The organism is Paenibacillus sp. 1A_MP2 (assembly GCF_052244825.1).
In the GTDB taxonomy this organism is placed as follows: domain Bacteria; phylum Bacillota; class Bacilli; order Paenibacillales; family Paenibacillaceae; genus Paenibacillus; species Paenibacillus vandeheii.
On sequence record NZ_JBQQCS010000001.1, the window covers coordinates 3,438,269 to 3,458,838 of the forward strand.

The 20,570-nt window shown below is 46.3% G+C and carries 15 protein-coding genes and 4 pseudogenes; 11 read left to right on the forward strand and 8 right to left on the reverse strand.

What is annotated here, in order from left to right; genetic code table 11:
- Nucleotides 1-42 precede the first annotated feature (42 nt).
- Nucleotides 43-1,581: a glycoside hydrolase family 31 protein gene (locus ACTWJ7_RS16835; RefSeq protein ID WP_443145643.1), complete on the reverse strand. Its 1,539-nt coding sequence runs from the start codon at nt 1,579-1,581 to the stop codon at nt 43-45.
- Nucleotides 1,582-1,893: 312 nt separating this feature from the next.
- On the opposite strand from ACTWJ7_RS16835, the gene ACTWJ7_RS16840 reads away from it, so the two are divergent.
- The 5 genes from ACTWJ7_RS16840 (at nt 1,894) to ACTWJ7_RS16860 (ending at nt 7,093) form a co-directional block, all read left to right on the forward strand.
- Nucleotides 1,894-3,183 (forward strand): ABC transporter substrate-binding protein, encoded by a 1,290-nt coding sequence (locus ACTWJ7_RS16840; protein WP_079349139.1) that lies wholly within the window; start codon nt 1,894-1,896, stop codon nt 3,181-3,183.
- 75 nt (nt 3,184-3,258) lie between these two features.
- Nucleotides 3,259-4,128, forward strand: a complete 870-nt coding sequence (locus ACTWJ7_RS16845) for a carbohydrate ABC transporter permease (RefSeq protein WP_053781005.1) — start codon at nt 3,259-3,261, stop codon at nt 4,126-4,128.
- A 12-nt stretch (nt 4,129-4,140) separates the two neighbouring features.
- Nucleotides 4,141-4,977 carry a carbohydrate ABC transporter permease gene (locus ACTWJ7_RS16850; protein ID WP_301247712.1) on the forward strand — a complete coding sequence of 279 codons (837 nt, stop codon included), beginning with the start codon at nt 4,141-4,143 and terminating at the stop codon, nt 4,975-4,977.
- 212 nt (nt 4,978-5,189) lie between these two features.
- The gene (locus tag ACTWJ7_RS16855; RefSeq protein WP_443145644.1) at nt 5,190-5,609 is read left to right on the forward strand and encodes a hypothetical protein; all 420 of its coding nucleotides are present in this window, start codon (nt 5,190-5,192) and stop codon (nt 5,607-5,609) included.
- On the forward strand, nt 5,606-7,093 hold the full coding sequence (locus tag ACTWJ7_RS16860; protein ID WP_443145645.1) for a DUF4832 domain-containing protein: 1,488 nt from the start codon (nt 5,606-5,608) through the stop codon (nt 7,091-7,093). The genes ACTWJ7_RS16855 and ACTWJ7_RS16860 overlap by 4 nt, the downstream gene beginning before the upstream one ends.
- Before the next feature lie 229 nt (nt 7,094-7,322).
- On the opposite strand, the pseudogene ACTWJ7_RS16865 reads toward ACTWJ7_RS16860, so the two are convergent.
- Nucleotides 7,323-7,933, reverse strand: a pseudogene (locus ACTWJ7_RS16865) (TetR/AcrR family transcriptional regulator).
- A 177-nt stretch (nt 7,934-8,110) separates the two neighbouring features.
- On the opposite strand from ACTWJ7_RS16865, the gene ACTWJ7_RS16870 reads away from it, so the two are divergent.
- From ACTWJ7_RS16870 to ACTWJ7_RS16890, 5 genes and pseudogenes are all read left to right on the forward strand, one after another.
- A complete protein-coding gene (locus tag ACTWJ7_RS16870) occupies nt 8,111-8,848 on the forward strand; it encodes an SDR family NAD(P)-dependent oxidoreductase (protein WP_285075304.1) in 738 nt (245 codons plus the stop codon).
- Nucleotides 8,849-9,142: 294 nt separating this feature from the next.
- Nucleotides 9,143-11,721 (forward strand): annotated as a pseudogene (locus ACTWJ7_RS16875) (glycosyl hydrolase).
- Nucleotides 11,722-11,880: 159 nt separating this feature from the next.
- A pseudogene (locus ACTWJ7_RS16880) lies at nt 11,881-12,316 on the forward strand (ribonuclease domain-containing protein).
- 15 nt (nt 12,317-12,331) lie between these two features.
- Nucleotides 12,332-12,610 (forward strand): barstar family protein, encoded by a 279-nt coding sequence (locus ACTWJ7_RS16885; protein WP_285075307.1) that lies wholly within the window; start codon nt 12,332-12,334, stop codon nt 12,608-12,610.
- 97 nt (nt 12,611-12,707) lie between these two features.
- On the forward strand, nt 12,708-13,922 hold the full coding sequence (locus ACTWJ7_RS16890) for a GNAT family N-acetyltransferase (protein WP_301877216.1): 1,215 nt from the start codon (nt 12,708-12,710) through the stop codon (nt 13,920-13,922).
- A 197-nt stretch (nt 13,923-14,119) separates the two neighbouring features.
- Here the strand turns inward: ACTWJ7_RS16890 and dapA are convergent, their stop codons facing one another.
- Nucleotides 14,120-15,016 carry a 4-hydroxy-tetrahydrodipicolinate synthase gene (dapA, locus tag ACTWJ7_RS16895; RefSeq protein WP_301877215.1) on the reverse strand — a complete coding sequence of 299 codons (897 nt, stop codon included), beginning with the start codon at nt 15,014-15,016 and terminating at the stop codon, nt 14,120-14,122.
- Between the two features lie 111 nt (nt 15,017-15,127).
- On the opposite strand from dapA, the gene ACTWJ7_RS16900 reads away from it, so the two are divergent.
- Nucleotides 15,128-15,886 (forward strand): LysR family transcriptional regulator, encoded by a 759-nt coding sequence (locus ACTWJ7_RS16900; protein ID WP_443145646.1) that lies wholly within the window; start codon nt 15,128-15,130, stop codon nt 15,884-15,886.
- A gap of 223 nt (nt 15,887-16,109) precedes the next feature.
- Here the strand turns inward: ACTWJ7_RS16900 and ACTWJ7_RS16905 are convergent, their stop codons facing one another.
- The 5 genes and pseudogenes from ACTWJ7_RS16905 to ACTWJ7_RS16925 form a co-directional block, all read right to left on the reverse strand.
- Nucleotides 16,110-16,994, reverse strand: a complete 885-nt coding sequence (locus ACTWJ7_RS16905; RefSeq protein ID WP_301877092.1) for an IS3 family transposase — start codon at nt 16,992-16,994, stop codon at nt 16,110-16,112.
- Nucleotides 16,943-17,260 (reverse strand): helix-turn-helix domain-containing protein, encoded by a 318-nt coding sequence (locus ACTWJ7_RS16910; protein WP_079350485.1) that lies wholly within the window; start codon nt 17,258-17,260, stop codon nt 16,943-16,945. The genes ACTWJ7_RS16905 and ACTWJ7_RS16910 overlap by 52 nt, the downstream gene beginning before the upstream one ends.
- 122 nt (nt 17,261-17,382) lie before the next feature.
- A complete protein-coding gene (locus ACTWJ7_RS16915) occupies nt 17,383-19,596 on the reverse strand; it encodes an MMPL family transporter (RefSeq protein ID WP_443145647.1) in 2,214 nt (737 codons plus the stop codon).
- Between the two features lie 142 nt (nt 19,597-19,738).
- Nucleotides 19,739-20,173 (reverse strand): hypothetical protein, encoded by a 435-nt coding sequence (locus ACTWJ7_RS16920; protein ID WP_443145648.1) that lies wholly within the window; start codon nt 20,171-20,173, stop codon nt 19,739-19,741.
- Between the two features lie 63 nt (nt 20,174-20,236).
- Nucleotides 20,237-20,302 (reverse strand): annotated as a pseudogene (locus tag ACTWJ7_RS16925) (TetR/AcrR family transcriptional regulator); the annotation flags it as partial.
- Nucleotides 20,303-20,570: the final 268 nt, after the last annotated feature.

Consider the following 20,570-nt stretch of genomic DNA (forward strand, 5'->3'; position numbering starts at 1 on the left):
GCAACTATCAGGGAAATCTTATATTTCTTGGAGATATGCCTCCTATTGAATTTTGCGATACCAGGGCAGACGTGAGAGGGGAGCATCAACTTGCAATTCAATTGGCCCATGGATGACGTTTCCATCATCGTCTTGCCATTGACCCTCAGGGAAAACTACGGTTCTGGACGTCAGCCCCTTAACGACGACTGGCGCAACGAGCAGATTCTGACCGAGGAGAAACTGATCATTTATGAGCTCATAGCCGCAGTCGGGATATTCGAACTCTAGGCTGCGCAGTATAGGCAGGCCGTCTGAAGCGGCTTGGCGAGCAAGGGCGAGCAGTTCGGGGCCAAGCTCAGATCTTAGCCTTACGGCGTCAAGGCTCCAGGTTAACTCCTCACCGTTCAACACACGCCAGGGTGCCATGGAAAACTGCATAACAGGAAACAATGCGGCACACTGGGTATACCTTACGAACAACTCGCTGTCAAAGTGAAACTCCGGGGAGTTGATGTCGCCGTCCATACCGCCGCCGATCATGTCGGGGCAGTTAAATGCATAGCCAAGCAGTCCCTGAGCAATTGCGTTCGGAATGAGTCCGCTGAGCCCCGTAGCGTCCCACGTATGTGTCTTGTCCCGCTGGCGCTGGATGAGTCCCTGGCCACCGAGCTTCCAACACATCCGCAGTTCAACCAGCGAGTAGCCAACTCCGAGGTTGGCGTAAGCTTCGCAGTCCTCAAGCAGGCGCAGGGGACGAGTCCATGCAACGGGCTGGGTCGTGTACGTTCCGCCCGGCAAGATCGGCTCGCCAGCATCAAGTTTAAAACCATCAACGCCGTAATCCGTGATCAGACGATCCATCTGCCGCTTGAACCAAGCTGCACCTTCCTCTTTCGTATAATCCACAACTGCGCTGTAACCATTCCACCAATGTCGGATTAATGGTGCGTTGTCCACACCTTTTAGAAGCAGATCTGCCGCCCGCAATTCCTTAAACATCGTGCAGTCCGGACTCACGTATGGGCACATCCAGAGCATCACCTTGAAGCCCATGCCGTGAAGCGTATCGATCATCTCCCGGGGATTCGGGAACCTGTGCTTGTCAAAGTCCCACATGCCATAATCCATCATCCAATTGTCGTCGATAATAAGGACGCCGGGCGGTAGTCCGTTCGCTAGAATGGATTCGGCATAACGGATGATTTTCTCCTGTGTGGGGTTATAGAACATCTCGACCCAGGTACAGTACTGCGGAGCTGTGAATACCAGGGCGTCGGGTACCTGCTGTGACGGCGGGAAATGTGTGCCGGCAGCATGACGGTATGCACCCTGTAGTGTGTTGAGCTCCTCCTCCACGACGACCTCACCAGCAATATCAAAAACGGAAAGCCCATTCTCGTCCACATGGAAAGCAAATGGCTCCTCGCTCCAAATATATCTGCCCTTATTGGAGAGCAGCAAAGGCGAGGCCTGATTGTCGTCTGTCATGCGCAAATCCCTCGTATACGCAGTCTGGCCAAACGGCATCGAGCTGCCATCGTTGATTACACCGCCCCACCAGTATTCACCGGGCAGACGGGTGATTGAGATATTATTCATGGGAGAATTCTCCTTTGGAATTGCGGACAAAATCTTGTGGAATATTTGCCCCAATCGTTTGAATTTTGATACGGCTTTTATTATGCAGAGATCCTCTGCCCTTTGGAAGGGGATCTTAAAAATGTGGTTTGAATCTTAAAATTTGGGCATTTAAACCGGATTTTCCCTGATTTATGATGAGAACGTCAAGAGCTCACGACGATCGACTGGCGGAAAAAAGCGCAATTTTTCCGTCCTCCAGCTTTTTGAACACGACTGCTGAAGTAAAGGGACAATCTTCATTTTTCAAGAAAAGTCGAGGGGAGTATTACGATGAACATAAGAAAAAAATGGGCCGCAGGGCTCGCCAGCTTGCTGCTCGTCTCGTTGATGGCCGGCTGCAATAATTCTAACGACGGAGGCGGGGCTGCCGACAGTGGTGCCCAGAAGAAGGTTACGATTTCTTATACGATCTGGGACAAAAACCAGCAGCCGGCAATGGAGGCGATCGCTGATGCATTCACAGAGCAGCACCCGAACATCGAGGTGAAGGTTGATGCTATTCCGTGGGGCGAATATTGGACGAAGATGTCCGCCGCAGCACCAGCAGGAATGCTGCCCGATGTATTCTGGATGCATGGTGGTCAGTTTATGAAGTACGCAGAAGGCCAGTTCCTCGAGCCGATTACGGACAAGGTGCAGGCGGGCGAAATCGATCTGGACAACTACGCGTCCAACCTCACCTCTATCTATACGGTGGATGGGCAAAACTACGGTATTCCAAAGGACTTCGATACCATTGGACTCGCCTACAACAAGGAGCTGTTCGATCAGGCGAACATTGCGTACCCGGACGACACGTGGGATTATGCCAAGCTTGCTGAAGTTGCCAAACAGCTCAGCCAGCCAGACAAGGGCATTTACGGTTTTGGTGCAAAGCTGGACACCCAAGCGGGTTACTGGAACGACATGTTAGCGAACGGTGGTTTCATTTTAAATGACGATATGACGAAATCCGGTTACGACGAACAGGCATCGATTGAGGCACTAAAGGCTCGTTATCAGATGATTCTTGATAAGGCTTCGCCGACGCACCAGCAGATGACCGACACGGATTCGGTCGAAATGTTCAAGTCCGGCAAGCTCGCGATGATTTTCGACGGATCTTGGGACAACGGCAATTTGGCAAGTAGTGAAATTATCAAAGGAAAGTACGATTGGGCACCTCTGCCGAAGGGCAAGGTCAAACGCGGCAATATCATTAATGGCATCGGCAACGTCATGTCTACTAAGGGGAAGCACAAGGATGAAGCATGGCAGTTCCTGAAATTCCTCGGCTCCAAGGAGGCCGCTGAGATCACGGCCGAGATGGGTGCGGCGATTCCGGCGTTCAATAACACGCAAGACGCATGGGTGAAGAACAATCCTGATTTGAACCTGCAGGTATTCATTGATCAGGCGGCGGACGCGACTCCGTACCCGAGTGGCTCAAAATCATACCCAGTCTGGTTCTCGAAAGAAGCAGAAATCATGTCACAGGCATGGGGCGGCGCGATATCAATCGAAGAAGGCGCCAAGAAAGTGGCGGAAATGATGAATCAGGCGATTGAGGACGCAAAGTAAGCTCCCTACGCCAGGCAAAATTGTCGATGGTATTCCGGTTAACGGAATACCTATGGCACAAATGAGGTGAAGGCAATGCATTCGAAAAGCAGATATATATGGGCTTATATGATGATCGCTCCGACGCTGATCGGAACGCTCGTTTTTTGGAGTTGGCCAGCCGTGTATTCCATTTATCTGAGCTTCCTGAAGTCCGAAAACTTCGGCCTTGTCAACCACTGGGTTGGTTGGGCCAACTACGAGAGATTATTTATGGACGAGGAGTTCTGGCAAAATCTACGTAATACGATACTTTATGTCGTGCTGTTTGTGCCTACGACGATTATACTTTCCACGTTTTTTGCCGTACTGCTAAACGCGAAGATCAAGGGCCAGTCTGTCTACCGGGTCATTTATTTTCTACCGCAGGTTACGATGGCGGCCGCGGCTGCTATGGTGTGGGTCATTATTTTTGCGCAGGATTACGGACTACTAAACTCCGTACTCGGCACCCACATTGCGTGGATATCTGACAAGCGCTTCGCCATGTATGCTCTTGTCATGGTCGGTGTTTGGGGCGCGATCGGCTTTAACATGCTGCTGATTTTAGCCGGGCTTCAAGGAATTCCACGCATTCTTTATGAGGCTGCTGAGATTGATGGCGCTGTCGGCTTTCGCAAGTTTCGATCCATTACGCTCCCGCTATTAACACCGACATTATTTTTTACATCGATCGTACTTGTGATCGGTGCTACACAAATTTTTGACAGTATCTATCTGATTATCGGTAAAACGAATGTTGCACTACCCGCGGTGCGTTCTCTCGTATACGCGTATTACCAAAATTCGTTTATCTACTACGATCAGAACTATGGAGCTGCCATCGTCAACATCTTACTAGTGATCAACCTGGTTTTGACGGGTATCCAGTTCATGCTGCAAAAAAAATGGGTGATTTACGATTGAGGAGGTTCGAAAGTGAGCAGAGTTGTCTCTTTGAAGCATAGAAACAACCTTATTATTCATTTGGTTCTGATCGCTGGGGCAGCCGTCATGGTGCTTCCATTTCTCTGGATGATCCTTACGTCGCTCAAGACGACGACGGAGGCGACCCAGATTCCAATCACCATACTCCCTGCGGAGCCAAGCTTCAGAGGTTATGTGGACGCCCTCAAGCAATCAGCCTTCCTGCATTACTATGCGAACACGCTGATGGCTGCGTTCATGAAGACGTTGTTCCCTGTCGTCTTCAGCGCGATGGCGGCCTTTGCGTTTGCACGGATTCGTTTTCCGGGTAGAGGACTGTGTTTTTTTCTGATCATTTCGGTCATGATGATCCCCAACCCGGTGTTCTATACACCGCAATATTTGATGATGAGCAAACTTGGATTGGTGAATACGACGACTGCACTTTGGATCACCTCGCTCGTCAGCCCATTTGCGACATTTTTGCTGCGTCAATTTTTCCTCGGCATCTCCAAAGAGTTGGAGGAAGCAGCAGTGCTCGACGGGTGCAATCCGTTCCAAATCTTTCGCTATATCATGCTGCCGCTTGTCAAGTCAGCGCTGGTTGCAGTCGTCATCATCCAACTGCTCTGGTCATGGAATGAACTACAGTGGCCACTAATCATCAACAGTTCACCGGAAAAATTGACGCTGTCAGCAGGCCTCGCGACACTTGTCTCCATGTTCGGTACGGATTATCCTGTATTGATGGCTGGTGCGTTCATGGCTGTCGTTCCGATGCTCATACTGTTTTTCATTTTCCAACGGAGATTCATCGAGGGTGTCGCTTTTAGTGCCAGTAAGGGATGACCCGATGACCTTTTGGATCATGTACATGCAATCTGAGAAAATTGGCTGGGCGCGTACCACCACGTTTACTAGCTATTTGCAACAAGTAGAAACGAGATTTGTGCTCACTAATGCGTAGAATTCCGAGCTGGAGAGGGGGTGAGTATGGCTGGGGAGTAAGTACATTGCCCTTTTTAATAGATAATCCCATACGGATAGGAGTGAACGATGCAATGTCGAATGCAAGACTTGCAAGGCTAGGATTGATGATGGCCGTCTTTTGTCTACTAGGCTCGATCGTGTTTATGAACTTCAAGCCTACACATGCTTATGCGTCCGGAGAGTGGCAGGCCCAAACCTATGATCCGAACAAAGCGGGGCTGGAGCTAAATCCACTGAAGGGCTTTTTACCCTTCTCCAAGCTCCCTTCGGAAAGTGTTGATCCGAACAACAGTTTCCCGCACAGTATGGAATGGTTCTACGTTTCGCTTCGCGACCTGATGACGGACTGGAACACGTACAACTGGGCACCGCTGGATGCCTATCTGAATGACATCGCTAGTCGGGGTAACCAAGCGGCTTTCCGCGTCTACGTCGACTATCCGGGTCGTACGAGTGGTATTCCGCAATTTCTAATCAACGGGGGCTTATGACCCGGGATTATGACCAGAATGGCAACCACGATACATCTACGCACAGTTTGGCCCCCGATTGGAACGACGCTAATCTGAATCAGGCGTTGCGCCAGTTCGTCGCCGCACTTGGGGCCCGCTACGATGGCGATCCGCGGATCGGCTTCTTGACGACAGGATTATACGGCTTCTGGGGAGAGTGGCATACATGGCCCTACAATACCGATCCAACAAATTGGGAGATGAACCAGAGTAACCGTGACGGGCTGCTTTCCGCATTCAAGGGTGCGTTTCAGAAGACCCAGGTCCTGGCCAGGTACCCTTATTCGGCGAGTACAGCAGATTTGAAAAACGCTTTTGGCTACCATGATGATTCATTTTCGTACGAAACGCTGTTCGAAAATGACTGGGGATTCTGGAATTTGATTACGCAAAACGGCCTGCAGAACATCTGGAAGACTCATCCGATTGGCGGCGAACTCTATCCACCGCTCCAGCAGGATGCGAGTTTTTGGCAGCATTGGCCCAACCAAAACGGTGAGGACTTCCAGACCTCAGTCGAAACGACTCACGCTTCTTGGCTAATGTACGATCGTGTGTACAAAAATTCTCTACCGGATGAGACGGCTAAGCTTAATGCGCTGCGAGCTCATAAAATGCTTGGCTACACGCTGTACAATTCCTCTGTACAGTTGAGCGATTCATCGGCGTCTTCACTGCAAGTCAACGTCAAACTTCAGAATAAAGGTGTCGCCCCCTTTTACTACAATTGGAAGGTTGAGTTTGGTGTACTGAATGCTGCTGATACATGGGTTAAGTCACTCGGCACGGAATCGTGGAATCTGAAAAGCATCTTGCCTGGAGCCACGGACTATTCCTTCTCGTATAGTGCGAATCACAACCTTCCAGCCGGGGATTACAGGCTGGTCATGCGAGTTGTCAACCCACTTTCCGGCGGCAAAACCCTTCGCTTTGCGAACACCCGTCAGGATGCAAATCGAGATGGCTGGCTGACACTGTCCGGTTTCCATGTTTCTGCGAGTGCTACGACTTCTACAATACTGACTGATCCACCCGTGACGCCGGTTACACCTCCGACTTCTGGTGCTAACAGCTATGAGGCAGAGGCAGTAGGGAACACATTAGGGGGCTCTGCAGTCATTGCGGACTGCACGACTTGCTCAGGCGGTGGAAAAGTGGGATATCTAGGCAACGGTAGAGGCACGCTGAAGTTCAATGGTGTAACTGCACCGTCCGCAGGCAACTACAAATTGACCATCCAGTATCTGAATGGCGAGGCTTCCCGAGCCGCCATATTAAGTGCGAATGGAGCGGCGGGTACGACGCTCAACTTCCCAAGCTCCGGCGGCTGGACAACAGTGGCCTCTCAGGAGACGACTGTGCATCTGCAAGCGGGGTCCAATACGCTGCTATTTTCCCAGCCGACGGGGTACGCGCCGGATATCGACCGCATCTTAGTGAGTGTTACGGGTACGGGAGGGTAAAAGAGGACCTGCGACCCCTTTCCAGTAAAACAGTGATGAGAATGACTCTTACCATTGGAGTGAATGGAGCTGACCTCCACATGCAGACTATCGAAAAGATAGTTCTCTAAATATGGAACATTAAGGAAATATTATTGATTATATTCTATAAGTAAAAGGGAAAAAGACAAAGAATGGAGGACAAGATTCTCCTTCTTTGTCTCTAAATTAAATTTAACTAATCTACTGTTTAATCCAACTTGATCCCCACATAATGAAAAGAATGAATATGTGTTTTTGACAGTTCGATCACGTTTTTGATAAACATATCACGTGATTCGCGAAAATCGCTTAATATCCAATTGTTTAATATCCCAAAAAAGCCGTAAGCCGTGTAGTACTTAAAATACTCCATGTTCACAGGGGAATCGTTGATCGTCTCGAAGATAAACTGCTCTTCATATATTTTCAGAATTGTTTGAGGAAAACCTGTATGCAAACCAGGTAATGTGTCATCATATCGAATCAGTTCGAAGAAGTCTCGGTTTTCATAGATATAATTAACGATTTGAAAGGATTCCAAATTAAGCTTGTTGGTGTAGACCTTTTGACCGTGCGAGTATGACTTGCCTACGGCGAGTCTCAGACCTTCGAGCTTCGTATCCAACAAGTCTTCGGCGAGCACAAATTAATCTTGGTAGTGTAAGTAAAAAGTACTGCGATTATAACCCGCCTGATCAACGATGTCTTTGACAGAGATGGCATGATAGCCTTTTTCTTAATGAGCTGAATCAGAGCGCTTTTAAGATGCTCCTCGGTTCGATTGCGCTGTTGAGATTTCATAATTTGTTCATCATTCATACATAAAAACTCCTATAAAAATAGACATTGTTTCACCAAGTGTCTATGTAGTAGACATATCAACGTATCTTAATGATTGGATTGTTACAATTTTAAGCATACAATTATATTTGTAAACGTCATATAGCACATATGTGAATAGGTGCTATTCAAAATAGTATACTGGAGGATTTAATCATGGGCAAACTTCAAGACAAAGTGGCAATTATTACGGGAGGGGCATCCGGAATCGGCGCAGCGACAGCACGTTTATTCGTTTCAGAAGGAGCCAAAGTGGTCTTGGTGGACCTAAATGAAGAAAAAGGTAAGGCGTTTGAGCAAGAACTGAAAGCGCTTAAAGCTGACGCCCTTTTTATTAAAGCGAACATCACAAGTGAACAAGAGGTTGCTGAGATTTTCAAAAAAACCGTAGAGGTTTTCGGTAAAGTGGATATCGTATTTAATAATGCAGGAATCGGGCGTGTTCATCCATCGCATGAGCTTGACTATGCTGAGTGGCGCAATACGGTGAATGTAGATCTGGACGGCGTATTCTTGGTCGCACGTGAAGCGATCCGAGAAATGCTCAAAATTGGCGGAGGGACTATCGTCAACACGGCTTCCATGTACGGATGGGTTGGTTCACCTGGTTCTGCTGCCTACAATGCAGCAAAAGGTGGCGTCGTGAATCTTACTCGTTCACTCGCACTCGAATATGCTGAGAAAAACATTCGGGTGAACGCACTTTGCCCAGGCTTCATTGATACACCGATTATTCCAGAAGAGAGTAAGCAGGCTCTTTCCGCGGCAACACCAATGAAGCGGCTCGGTCAAGCAGATGAAATGGCCAAAGCTGTACTGTTCCTAGCTAGCGACGATTCATCCTATATGACAGGAAATAGCCTGATCGTTGATGGAGGATATACTGCCCAATAAGAGGATTACATTTGCCGGAAATGAGAGGATTAACATTTTGAAAGCCGCGATTTTGCGGCTTTTTTATCGTTACAAGATCTTTTTCTGTTACGAGTACTTTTATAGAGTTGATATGAAACACCTGCAGTGGAATATAGCTGCTAAATGAACTTCATTTGCATGATAAAGCACTAAAATTCCCGTCCATATATTTGCAAAAATTGATACATATGCTATGTTTACAATGAAAGCGCCATCATGAGTGAACAGAGGAATCATTCTTTATCATATTTTAAAATGGGAAGGAAGATGATAATGAAGATTTTGCTCAAAAAGACAGGCGTATTAATGCTGGCATTGACTCTGCTTCTTGGATTGATGACCGTACCCGTTCATGCAGACTCACCACTTTTTACGATCGAAAGCGAAAACGCTTTACTTTCCTCCGATCTTCAAGTGACGACAGAAATTTACGGACAACCCAAGCCCGGATTTTCGGGGAGTGGATTTGTCTGGATGCAGAATTCCGGCACGATAACCTTCACAGTGACTGTCCCGGAAACGGGCATGTATGCGATCTCCACCCGATACATGCAGGAGTTAAGCGCTGACGGCAGACTACAATATTTATCCGTTAATGGCGTTACCAAGGGCTCATATATGCTGCCTTACACAACCACATGGTCTGATTTCAATTTTGGATACCACAAGCTGAACCAGGGAAGTAACACAATTCAGCTGAAGGCTGGTTGGGGATTCGCTTATTTCGACACCTTCACTATGGATTATGCCAATTTGGATCCGCTGGAGGTTCAGCCTGTCCTCACCGATTCTCAAGCCACACCCGAAACACAACTTCTAATGAATTATTTAACCGAGGTTTATGGCAATCACATTATCGCCGGTCAGCAGGAGATTTACGGAGGTGGGAATGATGGCAATACGGAGTTGGAGTTTGATTGGATTCATAATTTAACCGGGAAATATCCGGCTATCCGCGGATTTGATTTTATGAACTATAATCCACTCTACGGATGGGAAGACGGTACAACGGATCGAATGATCGATTGGGTGAATAACCGGAATGGAATTGCGACCGCATCATGGCATATCAATGTGCCCCGAAATATCACGACCTACCAGCTTGGGGATTATGTGGATTGGAAGGAGGCCACCTACAAGCCAACAGAAACCAATTTTAATACAGCCAACGCGGTGATTCCAGGTACGAAAGAATATCAATACGTAATGAGTACTATTGAGGATCTGGCGGAGCAGCTGTTGATTCTGCAAGATAATAATGTGCCGGTTCTTTTCCGGCCATATCATGAGGCAGAGGGCAACGGTGGGTTAAATGGGGAAGGCGCGTGGTTCTGGTGGGCTTCCGCAGGTGCGGATGTGTACAAACAACTATGGGATCTGCTCTATACTGAACTTACAGAGACATACGGACTACACAACTTGATTTGGACTTACAACAGCTACGTGTATAATACCTCTCCTGCATGGTACCCTGGTGACGATCAGGTAGATATTGTCGGTTATGATAAATACAATACGATCTACAACCGGAATGACGGTCTGTCGGGTGTACCGAATGAGGATGCTATTACCTCGATCTTCTATCAGCTGGTTGATTTAACTAACGGCAAAAAAATGGTGGCCATGACGGAGAACGACACCGTCCCAAGTGTACAGAATCTGACGGAGGAAAAATCGGGATGGCTTTACTTCTGCCCATGGTATGGAGAGCATCTCATGAGTTCCGCCTTTAATTATCCGGCCACTCTGAAAACGCTTTATCAAAGCGATTATGTGATTACGCTGGATGAACTGCCTAATTTGAAGGTTAACAATCCATCAACAAATGCGTCCCTCACACCTACAACCGTTGAATTTGACAAAAACACGCCCAATCCAAGCGACAAAGCCATAACCGTGAATTTTAACGGTAATACGTTAGCCGCTCTCCGGGTAGGTACAACTACATTGACTGCAAATCAGGATTATACGTTAAGCGGTAGTACGTTGCTGCTGAAAAAAGAATTCTTAGCCGGACTGCCAGTTGGCGACCATTCCATCGTTTTTGATTTTAATCAAGGGCAAGATCCTGTATTAAAAGTTAAAATTGTTGATTCAACACCAGGCGCAAACGCTGTAATTTCGCCCGTGAATGCAACATTTGATAAAGCAGCGAATCTAGCGCAGGATGTTTCCTTGTCCCTTACCTTAAATGGAAAACAGCTTACGAGCATAACGAATGGAAATTATACACTTGTATCGGGCCAGGATTATACGGCATCAAGTACGGCTATCGTTTTGCGCAAATCTTATCTTTCCACACTGCCGCTAAGTCAGCATGCGATAACCTTTCATTTTAGCGGAGGAAATAACGCTGTTCTTACAGTAAACGTAGCGGACAGCAGCGTTTCAGTACCCTCTGGGACTTGACGATCCAAGCCTTTAATGGTAATACAAGTGAGTCCACCAACGGAATCTCACCTAAATTCAAAGTAGTCAACAACGGTAATTCGGCGATTCAATTGAGTGATGTGAAAATAAGGTATTATTATACGATTGACGGGGAAGAAGCACAGAGCTTCTGGTCTGACTGGGCAAGTATTGGGAGTGCAAATGTAACCAGCAAATTCGTTAAATTGGCAACGCCAGTTACCGGAGCGGATTATGTTTTGGAAGTTGGTTTTTCGAGTTCTGCTGGAACACTTCATCCCGGACAAAGCGCAGAAATTCAAGCACGGTTCTCCAAAAACAACTGGTCCAATTACAACCAGGCTAACGATTACTCGTTTAAGGCATCCAGTACTCAGTTCGCAAACCATGAACAGGTTACCGGGTATATCAACGGTCAACTGGTTTGGGGGATCGAGCCGTAAGCAGGCAAGAATAATAAAGGTTGGAGCGGGGTATTCCCTGCTCCAGCCTTTTATTTTGGGGATGGCTAAAAGTCCGAGAAAAGAATATAAAGAGGAGTCTACGAAAGGAACATGTTATGATGGGGAGGATGCTAATTTTTCAGAAGGAGATCAAAATCAATGGTTGTAAAAAAATGGTTAGGTGCTTTGCTTATTATTCTGGCGACCATCCTGTTCACAGGCTGCTCACTCGAAACGGTTTCATTAAATGGCTCATCTCAAGAGAATGCCGCTCTTACGCAGTTTGATGAAGTAGCCAAGTATATTTCGGAGCATAATGAACTTCCGGAAAATTATATAACCAAGAAAGAGGCTAGAGTATTAGGATGGGAGCCTAGCAAAGGCAATTTGGAAAAAGTGGCCCCAGGCAAAAGCATAGGCGGTGACGTATTTCAAAATCGGGAAGGGCTGTTACCCAAGAAAAAGGAAGAACCTGGTACGAAGCAGACATTAACTATTCGGGAGGAACGCGGGGAGCGATCGGATTCTATACTCCAATGATGGTTTGATCTATAAAACAACTGATCATTACCGTACGTTCGAACAAATCGAATAGAGAAAGGGTGATATTATGAAAACCGTAGTCATCAATGGAAAGGATATTCATGGTAAAGAAGAATTACATGACGTGCTTCAGACCAGACTCGAATTAGGACAAACGTATGGTCGGAATTTGGATGCATTATGGGATTGCTTAACTGGCTTCATGCCCATGCCACTTACCATTCAGTGGATTGATTTTGATGCAAGCCGCAACTCCCTGGGAGAGTATGCAGATCATTTGTTGGACCTGATGCGTGAAGCTGAAGAAGAGTTGGAAGGATTTACATTTGAGACTTTTAAAAGTTAGTACCTGCAAAAGAACGAACGTAAAAAAGGTTAATGCCAGCATTATTCTCAAGCAATTGGTAAATAATATAATTTAAAACTAAGGGAGAATAACTGGCATGCACCGTAAGCAAAATTTAAAAATGAAAAAAGTGGATATATCCCATTTAGAGCAATACAGTCAGCTGTTACGTTATGTATTTCAGGTCACTCATAATGATCTTCACAAACATGGATGGAAAGAAAGCGAAATCCTCCATGAGAAGTCACCTGTTTTACAACAAGCAGATGTACTTGGATGGTTTGATGGAGAAAAACTGATTTCTCAGGTATCCATATATCCATTTGAGGTTCGGATATTTAACCAAACTTACGCTATGGGTGGCGTAACAGGTGTAGGTACTTTTCCTGAATATTCCGGTCAAGGCTTAATGAACAAACTGCTGCTGCAAGCTCTCACCAATATGCGTGAAAAGAAACAATCCATTTCTTACTTGTATCCTTATTCCATACCGTATTATCGCCGTAAAGGGTGGGAGATCATTTCTGATAAAATTGTGTTTGAGGTTCAAGATTTCCAATTACCCAAAAACAAACCTGTTCCTGGTGATGTGGCACGTGTAGAACCCGAAAGCGAAGATGTGAGGACGGCTTATGAACGTTTCTCCATACAAACCCATGGGGCCATGCTGCGAAAAGAACTTGCGTGGAGTGAGTACTGGCGATGGGATTCCGATGACTTAACTGCAGCTGTCTATTATGGGGAAGACGGTCAACCTGATGGCTACATATTATATTGGATTGAAGAAGAAGTATTTCACGTCAAAGATATGATTTTCATTCATGAAGAGGCGCGAAGTGGGCTGTGGAATTTCATTAGTGCGCATTTTTCAATGATTTCCAAGGTGGTTGGCAATATTCATACCGATGAACAGCTAGCCTTTCTGCTGGAAGATGCTGATATTAAGGAAACGATTTCCCCATACTTTATGGCACGGATCGTGGACATAGAGCAATTTATCTCAAAATATCCGTTCAAACCCGCAGCGATGGAGAGAGAATGGACCTTTACATTGCAGGACCCTTTGCTGTTCTGGAATCAAGGCACATTTACACTACACATTGAACCGAATGGAAGCGGAAGAGTGGTTCGAAGTCAAAGCCGACGCAGTGAAGACAGCATAAACATCCAAACCATGACAACCATGTTGTTAGGCTATAAGCGTCCGGAGTACTTGCATAAGATTGGCCGCATTAAATGTGATCCAGAAACGCTTGATTTGTTAGAAGATGCTATCGAGCAGCAGGCGCCTTACTTTTCTGATTACTTTTAAGATTCAAAGTAGTGAACAGCATTCCCTTATGAATGGTGGATTAGCATGATTTCGTTCTCCTTCTGGAGATCTCTAGTTAAAGTTAAAACAACCCGTATTGAGTTTTATCAATACGGGTTGTGTTTTATTTCCAAACCAATCTGACTCACTATATCAGACTGAATGTATTCATAGGTCTTAGTAAGATGTGCTTTTGTTTAAGTGGGTACGACCATATTTGCGAGTGTATCCGACAGCCTTTGTTTTGCTTTCTCGGATGCGCCAGTCAGCGGCAGACGCAATTTTGCAGAGGCGATCAGCTGTTGCTGAGCAAGCCACCATTTGATCGAGGCTGGAGCAGGTTCTGCAAATACATCACTAATCAGCGGTTGCAGTTGCTTAAAGCTGTCTCTAGACGCATTCACGTCACCAGATGCAAAACGCTGATATACCTCCACATACCGTTGGGTATGAATATTGGCAGAGGCCACCATCCCGCCTGCGGCGCCTTGACACAGCATCGCATGGAAATACGCATCCTCGCCGCATAGTACAGGTTTCGTCTCATATTGGGTTAGAGCAAGCAGCAGATCCAAACCGCCAGTGCTGTCCTTCAGGCCAATAACCCCGTCCAGATCCAAGACTTTTCTCATCGTATCTAAGGTCATTCGACTTCCGGTTCGAGCCGGAATCTCATAGACCAGAATCGGCAGTCCTGTCCGGGACGCGCTGGAGAAATGCTCCAGAATACCTTCTTGCGTGGGCCTGTTGTAATAGGGAGTGACCACCAGAGCAGCATCTGCTCCTAATTCTGCGGCCATTTCGGTCCGATGGACCGTCGAATAGGTATCATTTGTTCCTGTCCCCACAACGATGGGGATGGTTTTGTTCAGACTTATCAAAATCTCTTTGGTTACCTCAACCATCTGCTTTACTTCATCCCAGGAGACGGTCGGAGATTCTCCAGTCGTGCCGTTTACGACCAAACCCTGAATGTCATGTTCCGCAAGATGGGTAACATACTTCCGATACGATTCAATGTCCAACTTGTTGTCATCCGAAAAAGGGGTAATTACCGGTATATAAATTCCTTGAACATGTTGTTCGTTCATCATAATCAACGACCTCTTCCCGTTATATTGAAACTAATGTATCATAGGAACCAGCATCACAGTTACCTATAACAAATGATGGTTGTCATCAATATTTTCGATGAGGTGAGCAAGTTGGATTTAATCTATCTTCAGACGTTCAGAGAAGTTGCCATTCGCGAGAGCTTCACCAGAGCCGCAGAAGTGCTGGGTTATGCACAATCCAGTGTTACTACGCAGATTCAAAAGCTGGAAAAAGCATATCAAGTCAAACTGTTTGAACGCTACAGCAATAACAAGATTCGCTTAACTTCTGCCGGGGAAGAGCTGTTCAAGCTTGCCGGACAGATGTTGGAATTGTTTGAGCAGTCCAAGGAAAAAATGGCGAAGCAGGGCGGTGGCTCTTTGACGATCGGTACGATGGATTCCATCGCTTCTTACTTTCTACCTCCATATATGCAAGCTGCCCGTAAGGAATACCCGGATCTCAACATACGATTGCATACGAATCGTGAGGGATTGATTTTGCATCAGGTCAGAGAGGGTGAAGCCGATATCGGGCTTATTCTTGCAGATGATTCGAGTGATCCAGCTTTGCAGTGGATTACCATTCGTCAAGAACCGCTATTGCTGATCGTGCATCCGCAACATCCGCTGATCGCCAAAGCACAGCTTGAATTGAATGATCTAAAGGACATGGAATGGATCATGCCTGAAGATACCTGTAATTACAGGCAGCTGCTTGAACGGGTGCTTCGTGCAAATTCAATCCCCTATCGGATTGGTCTGGAACTTGGCAATCCGGAAGCAATCAAAAGAAGTATTAAGTCAGGAGAGGGTATCTCAATTCTGCCGCAAATGGCTGTAATGGAGGAAATCGAGCGGGGGAACTGAAAGTGTTGCCCCTTGAACATGCAGAACTTCAACTCGAAATTCAGCTCGTTCTTCATCCAAAGAAGTGGGTATCCAACGCACTGCACTATTTTATGGAAAGCTTGAAGGAATAAAGCACTATAAGCTTGGTTGAATCATTTTTTAAAAGCGGGAAGATAAACAAAACAAAAGCCCATTGACCGAACTGGTCAAGACCCCATTTAGTAGACATTATAAAAAGACCCTAGGCTGCAAACTGGCGTCGGTACTCTACCGGCGTCAGTTTTTTTAGTTTCCGTTGTGGCCGTTTTCGGTTGTAAAAACGGATATATTTTTCGATTTTGCTTTGTGCTTCGCTAAGCGTTCGGATATGATAAGGATAGAGTCCTTCCGTTTTGAGATGCGAGAAGAAACTCTCCATCGAGGCATTGTCATAACAATTTCCTCGGCGAGACATGCTGATTCGGGCGCCAACCTTTGGCAGCATGTCGTGGTAAGCATGAGACGTGTACTGGAATCCTTGGTCGCTATGAACGACCAGTCCGGTCACGTCTTTTTGCTTCGCAAACGCCTTGCTGAATGTGCGAAGCACCAGTTCATTGTCGTTGCGTTCGCCTATTTCGTAAGCCACAATTTCGTTATTAAACAGATCCTTTATGGCTGAAAGATATATCCAGCGCTCTCCTACACGATACTGGGTAATGTCCGTTACCCATTTCTGATTCGGTTTTTCTGCACTGAAATCTCGCTTCAAGAGGTCCTCTGCTACACGCTGCGCAGGTGTATACGAGCTGCTGGAGCGCCGTTTACGACGGATTCGAGATTGAATACCGAGCATTTGCATCAGGCGGAGCACCTTTTTGTGGTTCATCCAAATCCCCTGATCTTGCCAAAGGAACAACTGGAGCTGCCGATAACCATATTTGCCTTCATATCGTTGATACGTTTGAAGCACTTGTTTCTTCGCCTTTGCGTCGCGATCGAATCGTTTACGTTTTACATAGGCATAAAATCCACTCCGTGACACGCCAAACACATTACAAAGTTTCTGGATATCACCGTATGCCGCTACTTTTTCTATGATCTGAAATCTTTCTTGTTTGCTTCCTCCTTCCAGATGACCAAGCACTTTTTTAGCAACTCATTCTCCCGTTTCAGTTTTTGTACAAAGCGGTCTTGATCCAAGTATTCTTTACGTCGACCTCGCTGATCCATCAGTCCAAACTCACCTTGTTCCCGATATTTTCGCATCCAGCGCTTCATTCGTCCTGGATCATGAATCCCCAGATGTTCATTAATCTTTCGATAAGTCCACCCCTCAACCGTATGCAAACGAATAGCCTCATTTTTTATCTTCTCCGAATACGTTTTAAACTTTTGTCCCTTAATCGCCATAAAAAAATACACCCCCTAGAATTTCATCGGCTAAACCCAGGGGTTTTTCCAATGTCTATTCTAAGGGGTGCACTTCAAACTGGTCAACGGGCTTTTTTGTACTATCATCAAATACTTGACGATCAAGACTTAGAGTTGGAATGATCTTTAGCATTAAGTGTAGCAATCAGCTTCTCGCCCTCAACGTCCAGATTCGGTAGAATGCGATCCAGCCATTTTGGAAGCGACCAAGCCTTGTCACCGAAAATGGCCATGATGGCAGGGACCAACCCCATCCGAATAATGAAAGCATCAATCAGAATTCCTACAGCTAATGTGAAACCAATCTGTTTGATCATGACGTCATCTGTGAAGATGAACCCAGCAAATACCGAGACCATGATCACCGCTGCGGCAACAACTACACGACTTACCTGGTTATAACCATGAACAACAGACTCTGTTCCTCTGTGACCGTGTACGTATGATTCCCGCATCGAGCTGACAAGGAAGACTTGATAGTCCATTGCCAAACCATACAGGATACCTGTCACGATGATCGGCATAAAGCTCAGCAGCGGGCCGCCAGTGTCGAAACCAAAGAGTGAATGGAGCCAGCCCCACTGGAATACAGCAGTAGTGATCCCGAATGTAGCCAGAATACTAAGAAGGAAGCCGATCGTTGCTTTAATTGGAACGATAATCGAACGAAATACCAAGAGAAGAATGATAAGCGACAGCAGGATAATAATTCCTACATAGATCGGGAATACCTGCGCCAATTTGGCTGACATATCAATGTTAACGGCAGTGAAGCCGGTAACACCAATCTTAACGTCATTCGTCTGTGCAACGCTCGATTCAGTAGATCGCAGCTCATTCACCAGATCTTTGGTGATTTTATCGTTGGGACCCGTTTCGGGAATAAGACTAAAGATAGCCAAATCTTCTGTCATACCTAGCGGTGTAACCTGTGCAACGTTATTTTGGCTTTGGAGTTCCTGCATAAGACTGCCCAAGAGTTCCGGAGTCACCTGAGCGGAAGAATTGTTAGGCTCTGCGACCAGAATAAGGGGTCCGTTAAATCCTTCTCCGAAGCCTTCGGATATGGCGTCATAGCCTTGTCTTGCTGTTGTGTCCAGATTCGCTGAAGAAGCTCCCGGGATACCCATTTCCATTTTTGTTATAGGTGTGGCTGCAGCCCCGAGAAGCACGACGATGGCAATAATGGTGATCCAACGATACTTGATAACGAATTTCACCCATCTGTGAGCAATCCCGCGGCCAGCAGCTTTAGGATGTTTGGTGCTTTTCTCGCGTGCTTTAGGAGAACAGATGCGTTCACCAACTAGTCCAAGTAAAGCGGGCAATAGCGTAAGGGCAACAAATACGTTAATAAGAACGGTAGCCGCCGCAACTAAAGCCATCGTAGATAAGAAGGTGAGATCGATGACAAGCATACCGCACAGTGCAATGATGACGGTTAATCCGGCAAAAAATACAGCGCTGCCCGATGTGCCAATGGCTCTTGCAGTCGCCTCTTGTGCACTCAAGCGTTGATCAATAATCATTCGTCGCTGGCGATTGACAATGAAGAGAGCATAATCGATTCCGACGGCGAGACCAACCATGAGAGCCAGGACGGAAGTAACGCTTGGCATTTCTATAAATTTGGAAATCGAGAACGCTCCACCTACTCCAATGGCAACACCGAGGAGTGCAGTGACAAGAGGCAGACCTGCCGCAACGACGGAACCCAGGGTGATTAGCAAAACAATGATAGCAATGATCAGTCCGATAATCTCTGCCGATCCCACACCGATCGCTACCGTTTTGAGTGTTTCGCCCGGTAACACGGTGATGTTGGTTCCTTGCTGGGCAGTCATAACGGAGTCAATTACAGAATCAAAACCATCTTGAGTAATTGCAGACTGCTCAATGGTAAACTGAAATTGAAACAGGGCAACCTTTCCGTCAGAAGAGAGAAGGACACCAGGTACAGGAACACCATCCATCATTAGAGGACCATAGGGAGGAGGAGAGGCTGCAGCTGATTGCTGCTGCATATTCGAAGCCTGAGCCATGTCTGCGGTTGCTCCCGAACTGCTAGCTTCAGCTGCATAATCCGCAGGATTAATCACATCCTTCAATGCGTAAACTTCACTAACAGCTTTCGTTATTGCAGCCAAACGCTCAGGTGTATCCAAACGCTCGTTGTTAGGTGCTTTGAACACAACACTTCCTTGCCCGCCGGAGGCGGCAGGTAATTCTTTAGCTAATTGATCCAAGACCTTCTGTGATTCCGTGCCTTCAATTTTCATTTCAGAACTGATATGAATACCATTGATACTGATCATAGAAATGACAATACCCAGAATCAATACCCAACCAATGATGAAATACCCCGGTTTACGAAAAGCCGTTTTCCCAATCTATACAATAATGTAGACATATATCTATTTTACACTCCCTCTATGGTGAATATGGGTTGCTGGCGCATCAGAATCCTTTGCGCAAATAACTAAACATGGTTTCTAAAAACTCATCAAACGGTACAGCTTCAGTGGTTGGATAGTCATTCTTCTTTTGTCCAGGGAGCAGCACATTAAGCCTTCCGTCAATTAAAGGAAGAATAATCCCATAAACTGCGTTTATAAGAAGATAAGTATATACCTCGTCATCATTTCCGTTAGACAAGTCTAACAATGTTTCTTGCGCAGTCGTCTGCATCTGGTGCAATACTCCAAGGAAATGCGGCTCTAACACCGGATATTTTTTTGAAAGTACCAAAAGCTCACGCAATCTTCCTATGAGATCCGCTGTAAGCTGCATCTGGATGAGTTGATACAGAACGTCAAGCAAGGAGGTATTTGGGGGAATCTGGGTGAGTAAATTCTCGAACTCAGTAGTGTTATGAACAGCTGTAGCTCCCATCGCAACAGCTTCTTCCTTACATGTGAAATAGTTTGCGAAAGTTCTTCTGGAGTAACCGGCTTTTTGCACGATATCTTCAACAACGAAGCCGTCCAGACCATGTTCAACTGCAAGTTCAAATGCTGCGATCGCTAGCGATTGCTCTGTCGCTTCTTTTTTAAATGCCGCAAAGTTGGTTTGGCCATCATTTTCCGCTTATGCGTACACCTCCAACATGGCTGTTTCTGTGGGGAAGCAATCGTAAGTTGTTGACTTCATTTGGGGTTCACACGACTCCTTTCTCAGGATCATCTTAACTTAAGTTTGCCCTTTAGGCAAATTTGCTCAAAGGGAAAGTTTATACCTGTGCGATAAACGTAAAGCTTCGTCCTTTGTCGGTTTCCGACATCTGACCACG